Source organism: Stenotrophomonas lacuserhaii (genome assembly GCF_014836545.1).
Classification (GTDB): Bacteria; Pseudomonadota; Gammaproteobacteria; order Xanthomonadales; family Xanthomonadaceae; genus Stenotrophomonas; species Stenotrophomonas lacuserhaii.
The window spans coordinates 39,218-62,611 of the sequence record NZ_JACSQS010000020.1 but is presented as its reverse complement, the minus strand read 5'-3'; the positions used below and the strand labels follow the sequence as shown (position 1 = coordinate 62,611).

The 23,394-nt window shown below is 68.3% G+C and carries 17 protein-coding genes and 1 pseudogene; 6 read left to right on the top strand and 12 right to left on the bottom strand.

What is annotated here, in order from left to right; translation table 11 throughout:
* Positions 1-159 precede the first annotated feature (159 nt).
* On the bottom strand, positions 160-1,035 hold the full coding sequence (gene htpX, locus H9654_RS15760; RefSeq protein WP_191771723.1) for a protease HtpX: 876 nt from the start codon (positions 1,033-1,035) through the stop codon (positions 160-162).
* 93 nt (positions 1,036-1,128) lie between these two features.
* Between htpX and gluQRS the strand changes: the two are divergent.
* The 3 genes and pseudogenes from gluQRS to phaR all read left to right on the top strand — a co-directional run bounded on the left by gluQRS (position 1,129) and on the right by phaR (position 3,601).
* Positions 1,129-2,066 (top strand): annotated as a pseudogene (gluQRS, locus tag H9654_RS15755) (tRNA glutamyl-Q(34) synthetase GluQRS).
* Complete coding sequence (gene phbB / locus H9654_RS15750) at positions 2,063-2,803, top strand: beta-ketoacyl-ACP reductase (protein ID WP_191771721.1); 741 nt, start codon at positions 2,063-2,065, stop codon at positions 2,801-2,803. The pseudogene gluQRS and the gene phbB overlap by 4 nt, the downstream one beginning before the upstream one ends.
* Before the next feature lie 207 nt (positions 2,804-3,010).
* The gene (phaR, locus tag H9654_RS15745) at positions 3,011-3,601 is read left to right on the top strand and encodes a polyhydroxyalkanoate synthesis repressor PhaR (RefSeq protein WP_191771720.1); all 591 of its coding nucleotides are present in this window, start codon (positions 3,011-3,013) and stop codon (positions 3,599-3,601) included.
* Positions 3,602-3,685: 84 nt separating this feature from the next.
* Here phaR and H9654_RS15740 read toward each other — a convergent pair whose 3' ends face one another.
* From H9654_RS15740 to H9654_RS15715, 6 genes are all read right to left on the bottom strand, one after another.
* Positions 3,686-4,627 carry a TraB/GumN family protein gene (locus H9654_RS15740; protein WP_191771719.1) on the bottom strand — a complete coding sequence of 314 codons (942 nt, stop codon included), beginning with the start codon at positions 4,625-4,627 and terminating at the stop codon, positions 3,686-3,688.
* Positions 4,624-5,562 (bottom strand): DUF1684 domain-containing protein, encoded by a 939-nt coding sequence (locus H9654_RS15735; RefSeq protein WP_191771718.1) that lies wholly within the window; start codon positions 5,560-5,562, stop codon positions 4,624-4,626. The genes H9654_RS15740 and H9654_RS15735 overlap by 4 nt, the downstream gene beginning before the upstream one ends.
* 11 nt (positions 5,563-5,573) lie before the next feature.
* A complete protein-coding gene (gene mutL, locus H9654_RS15730; protein WP_191771717.1) occupies positions 5,574-7,424 on the bottom strand; it encodes a DNA mismatch repair endonuclease MutL in 1,851 nt (616 codons plus the stop codon).
* 195 nt (positions 7,425-7,619) lie between these two features.
* The gene (locus H9654_RS15725) at positions 7,620-9,233 is read right to left on the bottom strand and encodes an N-acetylmuramoyl-L-alanine amidase (RefSeq protein WP_191771716.1); all 1,614 of its coding nucleotides are present in this window, start codon (positions 9,231-9,233) and stop codon (positions 7,620-7,622) included.
* A gap of 75 nt (positions 9,234-9,308) precedes the next feature.
* Positions 9,309-9,797 (bottom strand): tRNA (adenosine(37)-N6)-threonylcarbamoyltransferase complex ATPase subunit type 1 TsaE, encoded by a 489-nt coding sequence (gene tsaE / locus H9654_RS15720; RefSeq protein ID WP_191771715.1) that lies wholly within the window; start codon positions 9,795-9,797, stop codon positions 9,309-9,311.
* Entirely contained in the window at positions 9,790-11,277 is a 1,488-nt protein-coding gene (locus H9654_RS15715; RefSeq protein ID WP_191771714.1) for an NAD(P)H-hydrate dehydratase, read from the bottom strand. Before H9654_RS15715 ends, tsaE begins: the two co-directional genes overlap by 8 nt.
* Before the next feature lie 23 nt (positions 11,278-11,300).
* Here H9654_RS15715 and queG point away from each other — a divergent pair, with 23 nt between their 5' ends.
* Together queG and xseA are read left to right on the top strand one after the other, a co-directional pair.
* Positions 11,301-12,383, top strand: a complete 1,083-nt coding sequence (queG, locus tag H9654_RS15710) for a tRNA epoxyqueuosine(34) reductase QueG (RefSeq protein ID WP_191771713.1) — start codon at positions 11,301-11,303, stop codon at positions 12,381-12,383.
* A gap of 58 nt (positions 12,384-12,441) precedes the next feature.
* Positions 12,442-13,785: an exodeoxyribonuclease VII large subunit gene (gene xseA, locus H9654_RS15705; protein WP_191771712.1), complete on the top strand. Its 1,344-nt coding sequence runs from the start codon at positions 12,442-12,444 to the stop codon at positions 13,783-13,785.
* A 22-nt stretch (positions 13,786-13,807) separates the two neighbouring features.
* Here the strand turns inward: xseA and H9654_RS15700 are convergent, their stop codons facing one another.
* Both H9654_RS15700 and H9654_RS15695 read right to left on the bottom strand, forming a co-directional pair.
* Positions 13,808-14,710, bottom strand: coding sequence for a M48 family metallopeptidase (locus H9654_RS15700; protein ID WP_191771728.1), 903 nt, complete (start codon positions 14,708-14,710; stop codon positions 13,808-13,810).
* Positions 14,711-14,781: 71 nt separating this feature from the next.
* Complete coding sequence (locus tag H9654_RS15695; protein WP_225212109.1) at positions 14,782-16,662, bottom strand: formylglycine-generating enzyme family protein; 1,881 nt, start codon at positions 16,660-16,662, stop codon at positions 14,782-14,784.
* Positions 16,663-16,745: 83 nt separating this feature from the next.
* On the opposite strand from H9654_RS15695, the gene rnd reads away from it, so the two are divergent.
* Positions 16,746-17,819 carry a ribonuclease D gene (gene rnd, locus H9654_RS15690; protein WP_191771711.1) on the top strand — a complete coding sequence of 358 codons (1,074 nt, stop codon included), beginning with the start codon at positions 16,746-16,748 and terminating at the stop codon, positions 17,817-17,819.
* A 170-nt stretch (positions 17,820-17,989) separates the two neighbouring features.
* Here the strand turns inward: rnd and H9654_RS15685 are convergent, their stop codons facing one another.
* From H9654_RS15685 to H9654_RS15675, 3 genes are all read right to left on the bottom strand, one after another.
* A complete protein-coding gene (locus tag H9654_RS15685; RefSeq protein WP_191771710.1) occupies positions 17,990-20,290 on the bottom strand; it encodes a TonB-dependent receptor in 2,301 nt (766 codons plus the stop codon).
* Between the two features lie 129 nt (positions 20,291-20,419).
* Positions 20,420-22,954: a Cache 3/Cache 2 fusion domain-containing protein gene (locus tag H9654_RS15680; protein WP_191771709.1), complete on the bottom strand. Its 2,535-nt coding sequence runs from the start codon at positions 22,952-22,954 to the stop codon at positions 20,420-20,422.
* 165 nt (positions 22,955-23,119) lie between these two features.
* Entirely contained in the window at positions 23,120-23,383 is a 264-nt protein-coding gene (locus H9654_RS15675) for a Rho-binding antiterminator (RefSeq protein ID WP_191771708.1), read from the bottom strand.
* Positions 23,384-23,394: the final 11 nt, after the last annotated feature.

Below are 23,394 nucleotides of genomic sequence, written 5' to 3'. Positions count from 1 at the left end.
GGGGCTGGGCGGGGGCGTTGAGCGCCATGGATGGCGCGAAACGAGGCCCGCAGGATGCGGCTTCTGCCGTCCCCCGCACAGTCCCACCGCCCGACCCAAGCTCGGCTTCAGTCGTCAAAGCCACCCGCGAGGGGGTCCCACCCGTTCGACCAACCAGATTCAGACCACCGCAGAAGAACGCAGCGCGGCAATCCGCTCATCCAGCGGCGGATGGCTCATCATCAGCCTGCGCAGGCCCTGCCCCATGCCGCCGGCAATACCGAACGCAGCAACCTGGCTCGGCAGCGTGCTCTGCCCATGGTTGACCTTCAGCCGCTCCAGTGCGGCGATCATCTTCTGCCGCCCGGCAAGCTGCGCACCGCCGGTATCAGCGCGGAACTCACGGTGGCGCGAGAACCACATCGCGATCATGGTGGCGAAGATGCCGAACACCATTTCCAGCACGAACACGATCACGAAGTAGCCAATACCCCGCCCGCCGCCTTCGCGGTTGCCGGACATCGCACTGTCGATCACCCCGCCAACCACCCGGGCCAGCACGATGACGAAGGTATTGAGCACGCCCTGCAGCAGCGCCATGGTGATCATGTCGCCGTTGGCGACATGGGCGATTTCATGGCCCAGCACCGCTTCGGCCTCGTCTTCGCTCATGTGGTGCAGCAGGCCGGTGGACACCGCGACCAGCGCCTTGTTGCGGTTGGCACCGGTGGCGAATGCGTTGATTTCCGGGCCGTCGTACACCGCGACCTCCGGCATGCCGATACCCGCTTCGCGCGCCTGCCGCTCAACGGTCTTCAGCAACCAGCGCTCGGTATCGTTGCGCGGCTCGGTGATCACCACCGCGCCGGTGGAACGCTTGGCCATCCACTTGGACAGCAGCAGCGAGATGAAAGAGCCACCGAAACCGAAGATCGCCGCCATGACCAGCAGGCCGCTCATCTGGCCGGGATTGACCCCTAGCACCGACATCACGATACCGGCGAGGACCAGCACCGCAAGGTTGGTAAGAAGGAACAGGGCTATGCGACTGAACATGGGGAAAGTTGGCTCTGGAGAGGGTAACGTTGCTAAATCTGCGGTGACTTCAGCTTGAATTCAAGCACCAACCTGACCGACGATTCAGCCAGCATGACCTCCCCCATTCATTGCGGCCGATTCGCGCCCTCGCCCACCGGGCCGCTGCACGCTGGCTCCCTGCTCGCCGCCTTCGCGAGTTGGCTGTCCGTCCGTCACCAGGGCGGTCGCTGGCTGTTGCGCGTGGAAGACGTGGATCCGCCGCGCACCGTCCCCGGCGCAGCGCAATCACAGCTCGCCCTGCTGCGCCACATGGGGCTGCACCCGGATGGCCCGGTGCTGTGGCAGAGCCAGCGCGAGGACGCCTACCAGCACGCGCTGGATGCCCTGGTGGCCAGCGGCCAGGCGTTCGCCTGCCATTGCAGCCGGAGTGAGCTGGCTGCCAGCGGCGGCATCCACCACCGCTGCGTTGCACGCCATTCGCGCCCGGATCCTGCCATCCGCCTTCGCGTAGCACCCGCCAGCGTGGTGTCGTTCGGCGACACGCTGCGCGGCCCGCAGCAGCAGGACGTCCATGCCGAAGTCGGTGATTTCGTCCTGCGCCGTGCCGATGGCTGCTGGGCGTACCAGATGGCCGTGGTGGTGGACGATGCCGCGCAGGGCATCACCGAGGTGGTGCGCGGGGCGGACCTGCTCGATTCGACCGCGCGTCAGATCCTCTTGCAGCGGGCACTCGGGCTGCCCACCCCCACCTATGGCCACCTGCCGCTGTTGCTGGGTGCCGACGGCCGAAAACTGTCCAAGTCCGAAGCGGCGCAGCCGGTGGACGAAGGCGACCCGATGGCCGTGCTGCGGCAGCTCTGGCAACTGCTGGGACAGCCCGCCGCTGCACTGGCCGGCGCGGCCACGCATGCCGACCTGCTGCAACGGGCTGCGGCGGCATTTGATCGCAGCAGGGTGCCCCTGCATGACATTTCATCGCGGCAGGCGCACAGCAGCCCGTGATGTTGCAGAATCCCCCTTCCCCCCACGTTTACGGAAACGCAGCATGACTCCACGCGTCGCACTGGTCACCGGCGGCACCGGCGGCATCGGTACCGCCATCTGCCAACGCCTGGCCGACCAGGGTCACCGGGTTGCCACCAACTACCGTGACCACGCCAAGGCGCTGGCCTGGCAGCAGGCCATGGCAGCACGCGGCCTGGCGATCGCGATCTTCCCCGGCGATGTGTCCAGCCCGGAGAGTGCCGAGGCGATGGTGCGTGCCGTGGAAGCCGAGCTGGGACCGGTGGAGATCCTGGTCAACAACGCCGGCATCACCCGCGACACCACCTTCCATCGGATGCGCGCGGAGCAATGGCATGAGGTGATCAACACCAACCTCAACTCGGTCTTCAACGTGACCCGTCCGGTGATCGAGGGCATGCGCCGCCGCGGCTGGGGGCGGGTGATCCAGATCAGCTCGATCAACGGCCTGAAGGGCCAGTACGGGCAGGCCAACTATGCGGCAGCCAAGGCCGGCATGCATGGGTTCACCATCTCCCTGGCGCGCGAGAATGCCGGTTTCGGGATCACCGTCAACACCATTTCCCCCGGTTACGTGGCCACCGACATGGTCATGGCGGTGCCGGAGGAAGTACGCGCCAAGATCATCGCCGATATCCCGACCGGGCGGCTCGGAAAGCCGGAGGAAATCGCTTACGGCGTGTCCTTCCTGGTCAACGAGGAAGCGGCCTGGATCACCGGCAGCAACCTGGACATCAACGGCGGCCACCACATGGGCTGGTGACCACCGCCCTGACTGCCCGCGCAGTGTGGCGCTCGCCGCACGCGCGGGGCCCGACAAGCCGTATCGCAACGAAAATGCTGCGCAACATGAAAAGCCTTGCTGCGCAACATGATCGGCCCCGCAGGGCCCGCCACAAGGGCTTCTGGGCGTTGCAACGGGTGCTGCGCTGCGCCATGCTGGGCGTCTACTGTGACGAGTGCTTGCTTCATGGCTGCTACCCGCATCATCAAGAAGTATCCCAACCGCCGTCTGTACGACACCGAGATCTCCAGCTACATCACGATAGAGGATGTGCGCCAGTTGATCCTGGACGGCGAAGACTTCGAGGTCCGCGACGCCAAGAGCGGCGATGACCTGACCCGCTCGGTCCTGCTGCAGATCATCGCCGACCAGGAACAGGACGGCGAGCCGATGCTCTCCACCCAGCTGCTCAGCCAGCTGATCCGCTTCTATGGCGATTCCCTGCAGGGTTTCATGGGCAACTACCTGGAGCGCAGCATGCAGGTGTTCCTGGACCAGCAGCAGCAGTTCCGGCAGCAGATGGGCAACCTGCTCGGGCAGACGCCGTGGGCGATGATGAACCAGCTGACAGAACGCAACATGGAGCTCTGGCAGGAGTTCCAGCGCAGCATGGGCAGTGGCTTCGGGCCGCGCCCGGGCGGCACCTCCACCGGTACTGGTCCGCGGCCGGGCAGCGCGCCGGGCGGTGCCGCGCCGCGTTCGGGCACGGGCCCCGGCGCTGCGCACAAGCCGACCGAAACCGCCGGCGGCACCGGCGGCAAGGGCCGCACGCGCTGATCCCAGCGCGGCCGCTGGCCTGATGCAGAACGGCGCGCCCTTGCGGACGCGCCGTTTTTCGTTACCGCAACAGCAGGCAGGCGCTCAGCGCTTGGCGCGCACCCGCTCCACCTTGTAGCCCTTTGCCTTCAGCTTCTCCACCACGCCATCGCTGCCCAGCAGGTGCAGCGCGCCCACCACCACCAGCGTGCCGCCCTGCCCGGCCTGCAGGTGCGGCTCCAGCTTCGGCAGCCAGGCATCGTTGCGGTCGCTGTTGATGCGCTGATAGAGCTGCGGATACTGCCGCTTCATGTCCACCGCCATGCGGTTCCACATCAGCACGTCGTCGCCGCGCCGCCACGCATCGTGCAGCGCGCGGATCTCGGCATCGCCCTTTTCGGATTGTTCCAGCGCTTCTTCCACCATCTGCCGCTGTTCGGCGATGCTCATGCCGGCCAGCACGCCGATCTGGGTATCGATGGTTTCCAGGCCAAGGATCGGTTTGCCCGCCTTGGCGGCCCGGTCCATGAAGTGTTTGTCCAGCCCGAGCGCGGGGTCCAGCCCCATTTTCTGCATCTGCGCGATGCTGATGCTCAGGCCGACGAACCATGGCTTGAGGCCCTGCATCTGCGCCAGGGGAAGCGGATGCTTCGTGGCGTAATCCTGCAGCCTGGCCCAGGTGGCATCGCCGAGGTCACGGCGCAGTTCGCTGCCATCGGTGCGCATTGCCGCCTGCACCATCCTGCCGGCCAGCTCCGGTGATTCCATGTCCTGCGCCGACAGTTCGAACACCAAGCGCTGCGCTGCATCGAAGGCGTTTTCAGCCTCCGCGGCCAGCGGGTAATCCTCCGGTCGCAGCAGGTGGAACGAGCCCAGCAGATAGACGCGGGCATCACCGGCGCCGGTCACCTTCCACAGCAGCGGCACCGGTGCGGCGCGCGTGGCCGCCGGCTTGGGCGCGGCCACCGGCGTTGCCGCGATGGTGCTGAAGGCCGCAGCGAGCAGCAGCAGCGGGGCGATCATCCAGCGGGAGACGGAACGCTTCATGGCGCACTTTCCTTGGGTGGGTGGTAGGCGCGTTCGCCGGCGTCGATAGGCAGGTCCAGCCGGTTTTCCGGCGGTGCCAGCGGGCAGGTCGCGAACGGAGTGAACGCGCAGGGAGGATTGTAGGCGTGGTTGAAATCCACCAGCACATGGCCGTCGGCGCCGGGCGGGTCGGTGTCCAGGTAGCGTCCGGCCGGGTAGCTGCCGTGGCCGCTGGTGCGGTCGGCGAAGATCAGGAACAACGGCGCACCGGGCTCGGCGATGGCCTCGAGCCGGTAGGTCGTGCCGTCCTGCTGGAACTCCACCAGCCCGGCGTTGGGCATGGCGGTGGTCAGGCCGGTGATATCCACGATCGGCAGCGTTTTCCCGGCCGGGTGCGGCAGGAAGCGCGCGCGCACCTGCCACTGCGGTCCTCCCGGCCAGTAGTCCAGACCGGTGAATCCGCTGCGCGAGGTGGCGTCGGCATGCTTGATGCGCAGCGCGAAGCGCTGTCCGCGCTGCAGCAGGCTGAGCTGCCCCTTGCCGTCATCGAAGGCAATGCGGGTTGGCTGCGGGTCGTGGTCGCTGTTGAACGCGATCGGTCCGGTCACCGCCGCCCCGTCCACGCTCAGCGGCACGCCGCGTTCTGGAGTGAACGACCAGCGCTGCCCCTGCCGGCTGACCATGCCCAGCTTGTCCGGCCCTGCGGCGAGGCGGATGCCACTGCCTGGCCCACGCCCGATGTAATGCGCCTTGTGCTCCAGCCAATGCAGGCCGACCAGCGCGGTCCAGCCATCCGGCGCGGTCAGCTCCTGATAGCGCTGCATCCGCCACTGCTGCTGTTGCCGTGCGAAGGCCGGATCTTCCTGCACGGCCGGCGCCGCCTCGGGCGCCTTGCCACCACAGCCGCTCATTGCCAGTGCCAGCATCAGTCCGGCGCTGCTGTACCCCTTCCCCATGATCATCCCCTTCACCGTCCGCGCAGGAACCAGCGGTCGATCTCCGCCAGCGAAAAACGTGCCCAGGTCGGGCGCCCGTGGTTGCACTGGCCGGAGCGTTCGGTGATTTCCATGTCGCGCAGCAGCGCGTTCATTTCGGGCACCGTCAATCGCCGGTTGGCGCGCACCGCGCCGTGGCAGGCCATGGTGGACAGCAGTTCATCGCGCGCGGTCGCCACGCGCCGCGACTGGCCGTGTTCGCGCAGGTCGCCCAGTACATCACGCAGCAGGCCTTCCGGCTCGGCGTTGGCGAGCAGCGCCGGGATGCTGCGCACATGCAGGGCGCCGGGGCCGGCACGGGTCACGTCGAAGCCCAGTGCGATCAAGGTCTCCGCTTCGCGTTCGGCGGTGTCGGCCTCGCGTTCGCCCACTGCCAGGGTGATCGGTACCAGCAGCGGCTGGGCGTGCAGGCCGATGCCATCGTGGGCATGCTTCAGCCGTTCGTAGCCGATGCGCTCATGCGCGGCGTGCATGTCCACCACGATCAGGCCTTCGGCATTTTCGGCCAGGATGTAGATGCCATGCAGCTGTGCCACCGCGTAGCCCAACGGTGGCACCCCGGCATCGGCACTGGTCACCGGCAACCCACGTTCGGACGGCATCGGCGGCAGCGATTGCTGGCTGCCGGCAGGCCCGGCGTACAGCGCGGCGTAGGCCGCTGGGGCATCGGCCACCTGCAGGCCCAGCGGCGATTGCTGCGCGCCCCAGTTACCGTAGCCTCCACCACCGCCTCCGCCGACGGGCTGGCCGCTTGACCATGGCGTCGCCGCCTGCGGAAGGGCCTGCGCTTCGACCCCGGCGCCGATCTCATGTGCGGCCATCCCGGCGCGGGTATCGGCCAGTGCGTCCTTCAGGGTGCGGTAGACGAAGTCATGCACGAGGCGCGAGTCGCGGAAGCGCACCTCGTGTTTGGCCGGGTGCACGTTGACATCCACCCGTGTTGGATCCAGTTCCAGGAACAGCACATACGCCGGCTGCCGGCCATGGAACAACACGTCGCCGTAAGCCATCTTCACTGCGTGCGCCACGCTGCGATCACGCACCGAGCGGCCGTTGACGTACAGGTACTGCTGATCGGTGCTGGCGCGCGAATAGTGCGGCTGTGCGATCCAGCCGTGCAGGCGCAGCCCGGCACCGCTGTGGTCCACGCGCACGGCCTGGTTGGCGAAATCCTCGCCCAGCGTTTCCCCCAGGCGCGCATCGGAGTAGAGGTCGCCGGGTTTGTAGCGGCGCGAGGCTTTGCCATTGTGCGAAACGCGCAGTTCCACGTCCGGGCGAGCCAGCGCCAACGAGCGCAGCCACTCTTCGATGTGCCCCAGTTCGGTACGCTCGGCGCGCAGGAACTTGCGCCGCGCCGGCACGTTGTAGAACAGTTCGCGGACTTCAACGGTGGTGCCCGGCGCATGCGCGCGCGGCAGCACTTCGCCCAGCTTTCCGCCTTCGATCTGCAGCGCCGAGCCGTGCTCGTCCTGCGCGCGCCGGGAGGCGAGCGTGAAGCGGCTGACGGAGGCAATGGACGGCAGGGCCTCACCACGGAAGCCAAGCGTGGCCACCGCTTCAAGGTCGTCCAGGCTGGCGATCTTGCTGGTGGCGTGGCGGGACACCGCCAGCGGCAACTGCTCGGCGGCGATGCCACTGCCGTTGTCACGGATCCGGATCAGGCGCACGCCGCCTTCTTCCAGTTCGATATCGACGCGGGTGGCACCGGCATCGATCGCGTTCTCGACCAGTTCCTTGACCACCGACGCCGGCCGCTCGACGACTTCGCCGGCGGCGATCTGGTTGATCAGGATCTCCGGCAGCGGACGGATGGTTGCGCTCATGCGCGGGCCCGCCTGCAGGCGTGGAGCACAGTGCGGATGGAGTGGGAAACAGAGGCTGACTTCATCCGCCGATGATAGCGGATGGGCGGCTTCGGCCGCGCCGCGCGCCGGTAGTGACGGCCGCTGTGGCTGACGACCGTTGGTCGTCAGCGCTTCGCCGCTGCGCTCGCCGAGCATGGCTCGGCGCTACCGCGGCTACTTGCTGCCGCCGGCCACGGTGCTGGCCGCTTCCATCTCCGCCTGCGCACGTGCGGCGTACAGGGTTCCCGGGGGCGGCTGGCGGGTAAAGAACACATTGACGCCATCCAGCACGGCGGCGGCGATCTTGCGCTGGTACGCCGGATCCATCAGGCGGCGCTCCTCATCCGGATTGGAGATGAAGGCGGTTTCCACCAGCATCGCCGGCATGTCCGAGGTGCGCAGCACCGCGAAGTTCGCGCGTTCGATGTTCGGCTTGTGGTTGTTGCCGATCCGCTTCAGTCCGCCCAGCACATGGCTGGCAGCATCTTCGGAGGCCTTCATGTAGCCGCTCTGCGCCAGGTCCAACAGCACGTTGGCCAGCGTGCCCTCGGTGCGCTGCAGGCTGACGCCGCCGATCAGGTCGGCCGCGTTTTCCTTGTCCGCCAGCCAGCGGGCGCGCTGCGATGAGGCGCCCTTGGTGGACAGCACGTACACCGACGAGCCTCGCGCAGCGCGGTTTTCCGCAGCATCGGCGTGGATCGAAATGAAGATGTCCGCCTTCGCCGCACGCGCTTTCTGTGCGCGCATGGGCAGCGGAATGAACACGTCGCTGTCGCGCGTCATGTAGGCCTTCAGGCCCGGCATCGCATTGACCTGGCGGGCAAGCTCGCGTCCAACGGCCAGAGTGATGTCTTTCTCACGCTTGCCGCTGGGGCCCACGGCACCCGGATCCTGACCGCCATGGCCGGGATCGATGGCCACCACCAGCGGACGCATGCCCGGCTTCATGCTCACACGCGCCACGTCGCTGGGCATGCTCGGACGCGGCGCGATCGGCGCGGTTTCCGGCGGCTGCGAGGTAGCGCCTGAAGGCGCGGCCGCAGCGCCGGTACGGGTCGGCATGGTGCCGGCGATGGTGGTACGCACCGGCGCCTGGGTCGGCTGGCCGGCCAGGATGGCGGCCGGCGACGGCGTAGCGGCGTCGGTACCGGCGCCGGTTCCGGCAACGGTGGCCGTGGTGGTGCTGGGCAGCGTTGCCGGTGCGGCCGGCGCAACGGCGACAGCCGTGGCCTGCTGCTGGACCTGTGCGGTGAGCAGCGCGGTGGCCCGCGCGGCATCGCTGCGGGTCTGCGCGGCGTTGACTGCCGTGGCCGGCGGCGGGGTGGCCGCTGCCGTAGCTGCCGCAGGGATCGGCGCGCTCGCAGGTGGTGACATGCGGGCTGCCGTGGCCGGCGCATCGCCGGGCCATTCAATGACCAGCTTGGACTGCCCGCCCTGCTGCTGCATCTGCGGCTTGAACGGGGCCACGTTGTCGGCAAGGTCGAACACGACGCGGAAGGTGCCCGGCACCGGCTGGCCGGTACGCACCGCCGTGACCACGCCCTGCGCGGCCGGCAGCTTCAGTCCGCGCACTGCCGAGGACTCCGGAAAATCCACCACCAGGCGGTTCGGACCGGACAGTGCGATGGTCTTGTAGCCACCGGAACCAGCCAGCGAAATCTCGGCGCGGGTGCCGGTCGCGCCGGTATCCAGGCGCACCTGGTTGATCTCACCCGCCCACGCGTCGGCACCCGCCAGGGCGAGTCCGGCAGCGGCACAGAGAGCAAGGGTTCGGAAGGGTAAGCGCATGGCTCAGGATTCAATCACTGCGCTGAACAGATTGCAAACCTTTTCCCTTAATAATCCGTAACTTTCATCAGTTTGTTATGGTCGATATACAGAAAGCGAAGCTAACTCGCCTGCTTCATGCAGTCGCTTCACCCAGGCTTCACCGGAATCGCTCAATGGAATGAGACTGGCGCGTCGACCCGTGCCCGCCATTTCCAGCTCGAGCCGCAGATCCGTCGGCGGTAATGCGCCTGCACCGCGCTCCGGCCATTCCACCAGCCAGAGCGAGGCAGTGCCCTCGTCCAGGCCCAGGAAGTCCAGTTCGGCCGCTCCACCAATCCGGTACAGGTCCATGTGCCAGGCCTCGCTGCCGTCGGCCAGCGGGTAGCGTTCCACCAGCGTATAGGTGGGGCTGCGGATGGCACCGGTCACGCCCAGCGCACGCAACAGCGCGCGTGCGGTGGTCGATTTACCCGCGCCCAGGTCACCCTGCAGTTCAAGCAATGCCTGCGCCGGGCGGGTCGCCGCCAGCGCCTGGCCCAGCAGGTCGGTGTGCTCGGGAGTGGGGAGATGCAGTTCAAGCATGGACAGGATCCGGATTGCAGAGCCGGCGCAACGGCGCCAGCAGGTCGGTGGGAAGCAGGCCGCGCTGGCCGTCGGCAGCGGCGACATCGCCGGCCAGCCCGTGCAGCAGGGCGCCGCCGGCCGCGGCCTCGAACGGCGCCAGACCCTGCGCACGCAGGGCGGCGATGATGCCCGTGAGCAGGTCGCCCATGCCGCCGACCGCCATGCCGGGATTGCCCGCGCCGACCACGGCGGTATGCCCGTCCGGCGCCGCCACCAGGCTGCCCGCACCCTTCAACACCACTACCGCATGGAAGCGCTTGGCCAGTGCAGTGGCCGCGGCGAAGCGGTCGGCCTGCACCGCAGCGGTGGTGGTCTCCAGCAGTCGCGCGGCCTCGCCGGGATGCGGAGTGAGGATCGCCTGCGGGACGGCCTGTGGATCGCGCGCCAGCAGGTTCAGCGCATCGGCGTCCACCACCAGCGGCTTGCCGCTGTCGCGGGCATCACGCCACGGTGCCTGCGCCCAGTCGTCCTGCCCCAGCCCCGGCCCGATGGCGACGACGCTGGCCCGCTGCAGCAGCGCCTGCAGGTCCGCGTTGCAGTCCACCGCGTGGCTCATCGCTTCGGGCAGCCGTGCCAGCGCCGCGCCGATATGTTCGCCGCGCGTGGCCAGGCTGGCCAGGCCGGTACCGGCCCGCAGCGCGGCGTGCGCGGTCATCAGCAGGGCACCGCCGCTGCCATGGTTGCCGCCCACGCACAGCACGTGTCCGGAGGTTCCTTTGTGGGCGTTGCGGCGACGCGGCGGCAACAATCCAGGCAGGCGGTCGCGCTGCCAGTAGTCGGCGGCCACGTGCACACCGCCCCATGCATCTGCAGGCAGCGGCAAGGTCGCCAGCTCGCACTGGCCGGCATGTTCCAGTCCCTCGCCGGTATGCAGTCCGCGATGGGCCACGATGAACTGCAGCGTCAGCGTGGCGCGCACCACCGCACCCGGCGCACTGCCGCGGTCGGCGTCGATGCCACTGGGCACATCCAGCGCGAATACGGGCGCAGCCTGCGCGTTGATCGCTTCGATGACCGCCTGCGCCGAAGCGCGCGGCGCCTGCCGCAGGCCCAGCCCGAACAGCGCATCGACAATCACATCGGCGCCGGGCAGGTGCCCATCGAATGGGGTGCTGCATCCACCGGCGCGCGCCAGCTCGGCGGCGGCACGGGCACTCAGCGCGGTGGACGGCGATGTGCCCGGCAGGGTCAGCACGCTGACCTGGCGGCCGGCCTGCAGCGCATGCAGGGCCAGCACGCAGCCATCGCCGCCATTGTTGCCCGCCCCCACCACCACCGCGATGTGCCGGGCATCGGGCCAATGCTGCAGCAGGCACTGCCACGCGGCCTTGCCGGCGGCAGCCATCAACGACCAGCCGCCATCACCGGCCAGCGCGGAAGCGCGCGCATCCAATGAACGGGCGGCAGCGGAATCGAACAGAGCGGAGGGGTCCAGCATGCAGGGATTCTATACTTGCGGGCATGCATCCCGATTCCCCCCCCCTGCCCGCCGGCCTGGATCCGGCGCTCGCCGTCCAGCGCATCCGCGCGCTGGCGCGTGCGCATGGCTTCCAGCGCTGCGGCATCGCCGGGGTGGACCTGGCCGAAGACGAGGCGCACCTGGCGGACTGGCTGGGCCAGGGCCTGTACGGCACGATGGACTGGATGGCGCGCCACGGCACGCTGCGCGCGCGGCCGGCCGAACTGCTGCCCGGCACCGTGCGGGTGATCTCGCTGGGCATGGACTACAGCCACAAGGACGACACCGAAGCCTGGGCCACGCTGGCCGATCCGGGCCGTGCCTACGTCGCGCGCTACGCGCTGGGCCGCGATTACCACAAGCTGATGCGCAACCGGCTGCAGAAGCTGGCCGCGCAGATCAGCGATGAAGTGACGCCGCTGGGTTTCCGCGTGTTCGTCGACTCCGCGCCGGTGCTGGAACGCGCGCTCGGCCGCGATGCCGGCCTGGGCTGGATCGGCAAGCACACCTGCCTGATCGATCGCAACGGCGGCTCCTGGTTTTTCCTTGGCGAGATCTACATCGACCTGCCGCTACCGATCGACCAGCCTGCCAGCGCGCACTGCGGCACCTGCACCCGCTGCATCGAGGTCTGCCCCACCCAGGCCATCATCGCCCCACAGCGGCTGGATGCGCGGCGCTGCATTTCCTACCTGACCATCGAACACGAAGGTGCCATCCCCGAGCCGATGCGTGCGCTGATCGGCAACCGCATCTACGGCTGCGATGACTGCCAGCTGGTGTGCCCGTGGAACAAGTTTGCAAAGCGCACCGACGAAGCCGATTTCCGCGCACGCAACGACCTGGACCGCGCGCGCCTGGACGCGTTGTTCAGCTGGGACGAAGCGGAGTTCCTGCAGCGCACCGAAGGCAGTCCGATCCGCCGCAGCGGCCACGAGCGCTGGCTGCGCAACATCGCCGTGGCACTGGGCAACGCACCGACCTCACCGCAGGTGATGGAGGCGCTGACCAGCCGCAGCACGCACGATTCAGCGCTGGTGCGCGAACACGTGCAATGGGCGCTGGGGCAGCACGGCGCGGCGTGATCGCCCGCGTCCGACGTGCGACCATGGTGGCCTGATCCAGAAAGACCGTTGAGTGCCCATGCAGCAGCGCAGCATCGATGTCCTCACTCCCAGCCAGCTCAACACGCTGGCGCGTGACCTGCTGGAAGGCAGTTTCCCGGCCATCTGGGTGGAGGCCGAACTCGGCAGCGTGGCGCGTCCCTCGTCAGGCCATATGTACTTCACCCTGAAGGACGCACGCGCACAGCTGCGCGCGGCGATGTTCCGGATGAAGGCCTCCACGCTGCGCTTCGTGCCCCGCGAAGGCATGCGCGTGCTGGTGCGCGGCCGGGTCACGCTGTACGACGCACGTGGCGAGTACCAGATGGTGATCGACCACATGGAAGAAGCCGGCGAAGGGGCCCTGCGCCGCGCCTTCGAGGAGCTGAAGGCACGGCTGGAAGCCGAAGGCCTGTTCGACCCGGCGCGCAAGCGCCCGCTGCCCGCCCACGTTCAGCGCCTGGCGGTGATCACCTCGCCCACCGGCGCGGCGGTGCGCGACGTATTGAGCGTGCTGGCCCGGCGCTTCCCGCTGCTCGAGGTCGACCTGCTGCCGTCGCTGGTACAGGGCGATTCGGCGGCGCCGCAGATCACCCGCCTGCTGCAGGCCGCCGACGCCAGCGGCCGCTACGACGTGATCCTGCTGACCCGCGGCGGCGGCTCGCTGGAAGACCTGTGGGCGTTCAACGATGAAGCGCTGACCCGCGCGGTGGCCGGCAGCCGCACGCCGGTGGTGTCCGCGGTGGGTCACGAAACCGACTTCAGCCTCACTGACTTCGCAGCAGACCTGCGCGCGCCGACCCCGTCGGTGGCCGCCGAACTGCTGGTGCCCGACCAGCAGGACCTGGCCCGCCGCCTGCGCCGTGACGCAGCGCGCCTGCAGCAGCTTCACCGGCATGCGCTGGGCCAGGCGATGCAGCGCGCGGACCGCCTGCTGCTGCGGCTCAATGCCTGCAGCCCACAGGCCCGGCTGCAGCTGCTGCAACGGCGCCATGCCGACCTCGGCCGGCGCCTGCAGGCGGTACGCCAGCAGCAGGGGCAGCAACGTACGGCGCGCCTGCGGCATGCGGCGGCGGTGCTGCGCGGGTTCCATCCGCAGCGCCAGCTGGAAGGCCTGCAGCGCCGCCTGCTGGCCCTGCGCGGCCGCCCGCAGGCCGCAATGCAGCGCCGACTGCAGAACGACGCGCTGCGCCTGCGTGGACTGGCCCGTTCCATGGAAGCGGTCAGCCCGCTGGCGACGGTGGCCCGTGGCTACAGCATCCTGACCCGCACCGACGATGGCCAGCTGGTCCGCAGCGTGAGCCAGGTCCAGCCCGGCGACGCCGTGCAGGCCAAGGTCGGCGATGGGGTCATCGACCTGCAGGTCACCCGCACCCGGTCCTGACGGCCGCTGGCCGTCCTCCGCCCTACTGCCGCGCCTGCTCGCAGAACCGCTGGCGGTATTGCATCGCCTTGGGCATCAACGCCTGCAGGTTCTGGATGCGCGTGCCCGGATTGGGATGGGTTGAAGAGAACTCCGGCTGCGACTGCCCGCCGCTGGCCTGGCCCATGCGCTCCCACAGCGGCACCGCCTCGCGCGGATCAAAACACGCCGCCGCAGCCAGCATCAGGCCCACTTCGTCGGCCTGCGTTTCATGGCCGCGCGCATACGGCAGCAGGTAGCCGTAGCCCATCGCCGCCATCACCATCTGCTGCTGTTGTGGGTCCATGCCACTGGCCGCACCGGCCATCTGGCCGATCTGGGTCAGCTTCTGCTGCGCCATGCGCTGCGCACCATGGCGCAACAACGCATGGGCGATTTCATGCCCCATTACCACGGCCATCGCATCGCGCGTCTGCGCTACCGGCACCAGCCCGGTATACACCGCCATCTTGCCGCCCGGCAGGCAGAACGCATTGGCCTGGTCGGACTGGATCACGTTGACTTCCCAATCGAACCCGCGCGAGAAATGTCCCGGCTTCAGCCCATGTTCTTCAGCCAGCGCGGTTTCCACCACGTCGACCTTGGCAATCAGCCGCTGGGCGATCTCACGCACGTCGCGCGACACCTGTGCATTCGGATCCAGCGGCCGCTCCTGCGCCAGTATCTCCTGGTAGGCCTGCAGGCCCAGCGCCTTTTCCTGGTCCACGTCCAGGGTGCTGTCGATCAGCACAGACTCGCCGGTGTACGGATCCACCGCCCGGTTGGAAAACCAGTAGAACGCGGCGTAGCCGGCAAAGGCCAGCAGCACCAGCCACCGGACATTGCCGAACAGGCCGCCGCGGCGCGGGCCCTGCTGCGAAGAACGGGAGAACGGATCGTTGCGCATCGACATGCGTCCTGGCCAGGCCCGCCGGGGCCGGCGGGTAACGGCTCATCCTAGCCCAGATGGCGTGCAGCTCAGATGCCGCGCACCAGCCGGAAGCCGATCCGCCCGCTGGTGGTGTCCGAATCCTGCGATTGCCGCCATGCCGCGCGGGTCTGTTCGGGGGCATTGGCCCAGTTGCCGCCGCGGATCACCCGCGCGCGGCAGCCCGGATTGAACCAGGCCGCGCCATCGGAAGGCGCACGCCGATAGCTCGCGTGCCAGCAGTCGGCGACCCATTCACTGAGGTTGCCGCCCATGTCATGCAGGCCCCAGGCATTGGGCTTGAACATCCCCACCGGCGCGGCGCCCCAGTAGCCGTCGCCATAGCCGATGAAGGCATTGGCCCAGCGCCGCCCGGTGGGCGAAACGTCCAGGCTGCCGGTGAAGTTGCCCGAGTCCGGTGGCGGCACCCCGGCATCGCCCCACGGATAACGGCCCGACGCCCCCGCGCGCGCCGCGTATTCGAACTCGGCCTCGCTCGGCAGCCGGTAGGAGCGCCCGGTCTGCTCTGACAGCCAGTTCGCATAGGCTTCGGCGTCACGCACGCTGACATGCATCACCGGCTGGTTGGCCAGCGCACGGCCGCCGTCGTAGTCCGATTGCCAGTCGACCCCGCTGCGGCGGATGAAGTTGCCGCTGCGCTCGTCATAGACAATGGAATGGCCTCGCCGGGTAGCCCGCGGGCGGGCATTGGCGGCCTTCACGAAGCGGGCGAAATCGGCCACGGTCACCTCGGTCATCGCCATCGCGAAGCCGCGCTCGAAGCGCACGTAATGGGACGGTCGCTCGGCGTCGCTGGCACCGGGTTCGTGCAGCCCGGCGCCCATCTGGAAGCCACCATGCGGCACCACCTTCATCCGGGGTCCGCGTCCGCCATCACGCAGCGGATCACTGAACACCTGGCCGGGGCGGAAGCTGCCGTAATGCGTGGCCAGCTCGATGCGCTCGCGCAACAGCGCCACGTCCGCATTGCCCGGCAGGGCGATGCGCATGGCCTGCTCCAGCTTCTCGCCGGCCGCCTTCAGGCCCTGTGGGGTGGCCAGATCCCGCAGTCCCCGCGCACGCAGGGTGGCCAGGGTGGCTGCACGGATCGCCTCGATCCGCTCGAAGGCATCGGCGATGGTCGTGGCGGCATCGCGCACCTTGCTGGCTTCGGCCAGCCAGGTGCCTGCGGCGGCGAAATCCCCGGCCCGTGCGGCGATCTCAGCCCGCCCGATCAGTCCACTTTCGGCTGCTGCCAGGCCCTGTCGCGCACGCATGTTGTCGGGGTCCAGGGCGAGCGCATCGCGGAAGTTGACCAGAGCGCCGTCGCCATCCTCGCCGATCCGCCCGGCGCGCAGGTCGTCTTCGCCGGCGCGGTTGAACGCCACCGTGCGCTGGGCCACTTCCACCTGCCGCTGCAACGCACGCGCCTGCTCGTTGTCCGGGGCAATGGTCAGCAGTACCAGTGCGATCTGGGCCGCTTCGGCCAGTGCCATGCGCTGCTGCTGCGGTTGTGCCAGCAATGTCCTGGCCTGCACCAGCAGTTGCCGCTGCGCGCGCTGCAGGCCATCGCGGGCGCGACGATCCTGCGGATCCTGCTCCAGCAGGGCCAGCCACAGCGGAATGGCCGACTCGCTGGTTTCGAACAGCTGGCCCTCACGCTGGGCCTGCTCGGCCCGGCGGCGCGCAACGGCGCGCTCAGCAGGGTCGATGGTCACCGGCGGCGGCGTCCAGCGCTGCACCGTTTCGGCTTCGTCCTGGCCGCCGATGGTCACCGTGGCTTCGCCGCCTGCCTGGGCATCGCGCGCGCGTGGCGCCGGCTCGGCCGCTGTGGCAGCAGGCGCGCGTGGCGCCGGCGACGGCTCACCGCAGCCGGTCAGCCCCAGCAGGCACAGGGCGGGCAACAGCAGGTACGGGCGCGGCAGACGCAAAACCAACTCCTTCAGGCCGGGGGTGCGGGCCGACGTTAGGCTATTCTCCCCTTCCTGAGCAAACGCGAGAAGTCGAACGCCCCGTGGCAATCTGGATCAACACCCCCGCAGAACTGCAGGCGCGGCAACAGCTGCGTCCCTCCCGCATCGGCCTGGACACCGAGTTCATCCGCGAGCGCACCTTCTGGCCGCAACTGGCCCTGGTGCAGATGGCCGTCGGCGACGAAGTCCTGCTGATCGATCCGCTGATCCCGGGCATGCCCGAGGCACTGGCGCCGTGGCTGACCGATACCTCCATCATCAAGGTGATGCACAGCGCCAGCGAAGACCTGGTGGCGTTCAAACACACCTGCGGCGTGCTGCCGCGGCCACTGTTCGATACCCAGATCGGCGCTTCGCTGGCGGGAATCGGCGGCGGCATGGGCTACCAGAAGCTGGTGCAGGAAATCACCGGCGTGGCACTGGCGAAGGGTGAAACGCGCTCGGACTGGATGCGCAGGCCGCTGTCGGATGCGCAGCTGCAGTATGCCGCCGACGACGTCGAGCACCTGTTCGCACTGCACGATGCCATCGTGGCGAAGCTGGAAGCGCAGGATCGCCAGCAGTGGCTGGCCGACGATGGCGAGCGCCTGCTGGCCAGCGTGGAGCATGACGAAGAGCGCTGGCCCCACCTGGGCATGCGCTCGGCGCAGTTCCTGGATGCACCGGCGCAGCGCCGGCTGCTGCGCCTGCTGCGCTGGCGAGACCAGCAGGCACGTGCCAGCGACCGCCCGCGCAGCTGGATCCTCGACAACGAACTGGCCGCTACCCTCGCCCGCGTCCCACCGGTGGACGAAGCGGCGCTGGGCAAGGTGTTCGACCAGTTCCCGAAGGCGCCGCGCAAGCTGGCAGGTGCGGTGTGGCAGGCGTTGACCACGCCGTTGGACGACGAAGCCGATGCGCCGCAGCTGCTGCAGGCTACCGATGCCAACAAGCAGGCGTTGAAGAAACTGCAGGAAGCGGTAGCGCAGGTGAGCCAGTCACTGGGCCTGCCCGATGGCGTGCTGGCTTCGCGCAAGCATCTGGAAAGCTATCTGGGAAGCCGCACCTGGCCGGCCCCGCTGGCCGGCTGGCGGCAGCAGGTGCTGGAGCCGAAGCTGCAGCCGCTGCTGCCCTGACGGACGATCCCCGGTGGGTGACGACTACCCCACTGGTGGGTGACGACCGTTGGTCGTCACGCTCTCCGCGCCGGATCCCAAGCGGTGCCGACCACGGGGCGGCACCCACCGAGCGAGCGCCACCCACCGGGAGGCAATGACGGCCAGCGGCCGTCATTGCCCGTTCCGCATTACCAGTTCATGTTCAGCGAAACACCCACGGTGCGCGGTTCGTTGTACACCGCTGCCATGTAGTTCTCGATCACGCCCTTGAGGTTCTTCTCATTGGTGATGTTGCGCGCGAACAGCGCCACTTCGTAGGCGCCGTAGCCGCCGGAGTAGCCCAGCTTCAGGCCGCCTTCGAAATCACCCTTGGAGTTGAATTCGGCCGTGTCGTACAGCACGAAGCTGGTATAGCCCTGCTTGTTCCAGTCAGTGGACACAAATACCGTGCCAGCATCGCTCACCGGGAAATCGTAGCGGGCCGCCAGGTTGATGCCGTACTTCGGCGCGTTCGGCAGCGGATTGCCGTCGATCTGCGCGAAGGTGTTGGCACCAACCTTGATGGTCGGGTCGTTCACGCTGCACACCACCACGCCGTTCAGCGCACACACCTGTGCGTACACCCGGTCATCCTGGATTTCGCTGTGCAGCAGGCTCACGCCCGCACTCAGGGTCAGGTTCGGAACCGGGCGCAGTTCCATGTCCGCCTCCAGGCCGTAGGCGCGTGCCTTGTCCGCATTGAACAGCACCCCATTGCCATCCGAATCGTTGCCGTTGAGCTGGATGTCGTTGACCTGGTAGGTGAAGGCAGTCGCGTTCAAGCGCAGGCGATTGTCCCACAGCGTGCTTTTTACGCCGGCTTCCCAGGACAGGATCGTCTCCGAATCGGCCGTGGTGAAGTCTGAGTTGAACACCGCCGAGCGGCCCTGGATGGTCGGTCCGCGGAAGCCGCGCGCGACCTTGGCATACACGCCCACCTGGTCGTTGATCTGGTACATCGCGCTCAGGTCCCAGCTCGGCGTGGTGTCGCTCATCTCCACGTCAGTACGGCCGCGGTAGGTCACCGCACCGGCTGCGGTGTCGGCGGTCTTCAGCAGGCGGGTGCGCTTCTCGTCGCGGGTCTGGCGAAGACCCGCGGTCAGCGTCAGCTGGTCGGTGGCCTTGTAGCTCAGCTGGCCGAAGCCGGCGACAGAGGTATTGGTATTGCGCAGCCGCACCCAGTTGTTGGGATTGCGCGCGGCGCCCTGCAGGAACCAGCCGCGCTGGTAGAAGTCGGTGATATCGCGGCCGTCGAAGTAGAACAGGCCGGCCTGCCAGCTCAAGCGATCATCGCCCACGCTGGCCAGGCGGACTTCCTGGGTCCACTGGTCGAGATCGCGCACCTGGCCCATCGACTGGCCGAACCCATTGGGCACGCCATTGACCGGGAAATTGGCGGCCGCGCCGCCATCGGTGTCGCCGCGGCTGTAGCCGGACGTGGTCTCGTAAGCAGTGATCGAGGTCAGTTCCACCGCGCCGAAATCATAGGTCGCCTTGAGCGAGCCACCGTAGGTCTTGTAGGCCTGCGGGTTGTTGGCGGCCTCGTCGTAGGCTACGCGGTCGCGCGCGGCGATCGGCTGGTTGGAGCCCTTGACCATGCCGCCGCGCAGGAACAGCGTGGAGGTTCCTTCGTAGTCCCGCGCATGCGCCGAGGCCAGCACCGAGAGGTTTTCGGTGGGGGCCAGCAGCAGCTGCGCGCGCACGTTGCGATCGTCGAAGCCACCCATCGCATCCTTGCGCGGCGCCATCGTGCCATCGGCGCTGGCGCCGGCGTAGGTGTTATCCACGTAATCATCGCGATGCTGGTACAGCGCAGACACGCGGAACGCCGCCACCTCGTTGATCGGGCCGCCCAGGCCGGCATCCACGGCGACGCTGTTGTTGGTTCCGTAGCTGGCATTGACCCGGCCGCTGGCGTCCTGGCTCGGCTTGATGCTGTCGAACTTGACGATGCCGGCGGTGGTGTTGCGACCGAACAGCGTGCCCTGCGGTCCACGCAGCACCTCGATCTGGTCCACGTCGAAGACCGGGTTTGACTTCAGCACCACGTGTTCCAGCACCACGTCGTCCTGGATGATGGACACCGGCTGGGAGGCACCCAGGTAGAAATCGATGTTGCCCAGGCCACGGATGTAGAAGCGCGGGAAGATGCGCCCGGTGGTGGTCTCGGCATAGAAGCCCGGCACTCGGCCGGACAGCGCCAACAGGGTGTCATCGCCGCCGGCGGTGTAGTCGCGCAGCTGCTCGCCCTGCACCACGCCGACCGACACCGGCACGTCCTGCAGGTTCTGCTCGCGGCGTTCGGCGGTCACGGTGATGGCATCCAGCGCAGTGGCGCTGGTCGGGGTGGCGGCCTGCTGCGCGAAGGCCGGGGCGACCAGGCCCACGGACAATGCGGCGCATGCCAGCGCCAACGGATGACGACGGAAGATTCGGTGGTTCAGATGCATGTACGGGACTCGAAGGAGCGTCCGTGCGGCCTGCGCGAGCCGGGCGGATGAGGAAATCAAAGCGCGCAGGCGCACAGTATGGCGGCCACGTTTCAATCCCGTGGCAGCCCCTCCCGCGTACCGCCCTGGTTACGTCGCCACCACCGTCCCACGCGCCAGCACGAAGCGCGCTGCGGCTTCGCGCAGCGACGCGGCCTGGGCGGTCATCGACTGCGCCGAGGCCGAGGTTTCCTCCACCAGCGCCGCGTTCTGCTGGGTGACTCCGTCCATCTGCACGATGCTCTGGTTGACCAGTTCGATGCCGGCGGCCTGCTCGCGCGATGCCGACGCAATGCCGCCGATCGCCGCACCCAGTTCGCCCACCGCGGTCACCACCTGCTGGATGGTCTCGCCGGCCTGCGCTGCCAGCGCACTGCCGGTGCCGACCTGCTCCACCGATTCGTCGATCAGCCCCTTGATCTCGCGCGCCGCCTGCGCCGAGCGCTGCGCCAGCGTGCGGACTTCACTGGCGACCACGGCAAAACCACGCCCTTCTTCACCGGCACGGGCCGCTTCCACCGCCGCGTTCAGCGCAAGGATATTCGTCTGGAAGGCGATGCCATCGATCACCGTGGTGATGTCGGCGATGCGCCGCGAGGACGCTTCGATCAGGCGCATGGTGCGCTCCACCTCGGCCACCGCTTCACCGCCCTGGGATGCCACGCCGGTGGCCTGCACCGCCAGCTTGTCTGCGCGTACCGCGTGGTCCGCGCTCTGGCGCACCGCTGCGGTCATTTCTTCCATCGATGCGGCCGACTCTTCCAGGTTCGCTGCCTGCTGTTCGGTCCGGCGTGACAGGTCTTCGCTGGCCGAGGCGATTTCCGCCGCCGCCGCCGACACACCATCGGCCGAGCGCTGGATGCCGGCGATGATCGTGCCCAGGCTGGTCACGGTCTGGTTGGCGTCATCGCGCATTTCGGCGAACACGCCCTGGAAATCCCCTTCGATACGGCTGCGCAGGTCGCCCCGCGCCAGGTTGCGCAGCAGGTCGGACAGCGCCGCCAGGTTGTGGTCGGCCGTGGTCATCAGGGTGTTCAGTCCTTCCACCATGAGCCGGAAATCGTTGTCGAACGCTTCAGCGTCACCGCGCGCGCCGAAATCACCGGCTGCAGCAGCCGCGACCAGACGCCTGATCTCACCGTTGATGGCCTGCAGGCGGGCGCGCACGCCGTTGACCGACGCACTGATGCGGGCCTTCTCACCGGGCAGTTCCTGCATCGACGCCGACAGGTCACCGGTGGCGTATTCCTGTACCAGCTCGACCATCTCCAGCGTGGTGCGCACGTGGGCATCCACCAGCGCGTTGGTGCCTTCCACCATGCTGCGGAATGCACCCTGGAACGCGTCGGCATCGATGCGGTGGCTGATGGTGCCCTCGGCGTGGTGCTGGGCCATCCGGTCCTGTGCGGCGGTGACGCTGCGCAGGGTGGACTGCATCTGCCGCATGGACGAAAGCAGGCGCCCCACTTCATCGGGGCGACGCTGCGGGATCTCGCGGTCCAGCCGGCCCGCTGCCACGTCCAGGGCCACCTGTTCGGCCTGCTGCAGCGGACGGGCCAGCAACCGGCGCATGGCCAGCACGGTCGCGCCGATCACCGCCAGCAGGGCCAGTGCGGAAATGCCGGCGATCTGCAGCAGCAGCGTGCGCAGCACGTCCTGCAGCACCGACACCGGCTCCATGCCCAGCACCATCCAGCGCCACGGCGCATGCGCCTGCGCGGAAACGAAATAGCCGCGGGTGTCCTTGCCATCGGCGCTGCGCACCTGCAGCGTGGCCGATGCCTGGCGCCCTTCCAGCAGCGCCTGCAGCAGCGGCAGGTCTTCGGCCACCACGCGCTCGCTGATCCTGCCGCCTTCACCGGCGGGCGCGGCGATCACCTTGCCGAAGCCCTCGCCCGGGCGCGTATCGATGGCCATGAAGTAGCCGTCCTTGCCCAGCGTGGAATCACGCAGGCTGGCCTTCAGCGCGGCCAGCCCGGCCGACTGGTCCTGGCCGACGAAGGCGATGCCGACCACCGCACCGGCCGCATCCTTCAGCGGCATGTAGTGGGTCATGTAATCGGTGCCGAACAGGTGCGCCGGGCCACTGAAGGCTTCGCCGGCGATGATCTTCGAATACGCCAGGTGGGCATGGTCCAGCCTGGTGCCGAGCACGCGCTCACCGGCGGCATTGCGCAGCGAGGTCGCCACCCGCACGAAGTCATCGCCATCGCGCACGAACACCGTCGCCACACCGCCGGTGGAGGCGGCGAAACGATCCACCGCCGCGTCATCCAGCGCCAGCGGGCTGCCCCCGAACATCAGTTGCGGGGCGACCTGCCCGGCCACCTCCACGCTGCGCGCGGTGTCCACGGCGGCATCGCCGGCCGGCAGCGAGGCGCGGAACAGAGCGGCCATATGCGCGGTGCTCTGGCTGAGGCTGCGGTCGTACAGCGCCACCGAATCGCGCATCAGGCTGGCCGAGGTGTCCAGCCCGGCCTGCACGCGCGTCTGGTAGCTGGCGGCGGTCTGCCGGTAGATCAGCAGGGCCAGCAGCACGAAGGCCGCGGCAGTGATGGCCGCAAGCAGGATCGCCAGACGGGTAGAAATGGACAGCGTGGAACCGGTGGCGGCAGAAGTCGTCATCGAGAGGCACTTGATAGGAAGGGGGAACGCGTTGGGCGTCACACTTTTATCGGCACCGAAGCGGTCCTCTTTAGCCAGGACTGGCTAAATTTGCGCCATCATTCAGCATCCAAGCGATTGATTTGTCGCGAGAAGGTCGCTGGAAACGGTTACATGGCGTCGAGATCACTCCGACAGTACGATCCGCCCAAAACCACTCCCATCGTCCAAGGCGCTGATCGCATGCAGCTGATCCAGCCGCAGCTCACGCAGGCCATCGGTGCATTCCAGGCGCAGGAATTCTTCCTTCGCCGCTGTGCTGACGGTGGTCAGCGCACGGCCCTCCACTTGCGTGCCATCGGCCAGCTCCACCCGCAGGCGAAGCCGGCGCAGGCAGGCGATCTCCAGATGGTCGTGCAGGTCGCAGGAAATCGGGCGGTAAGGTTCCATCGTTTTTTCCA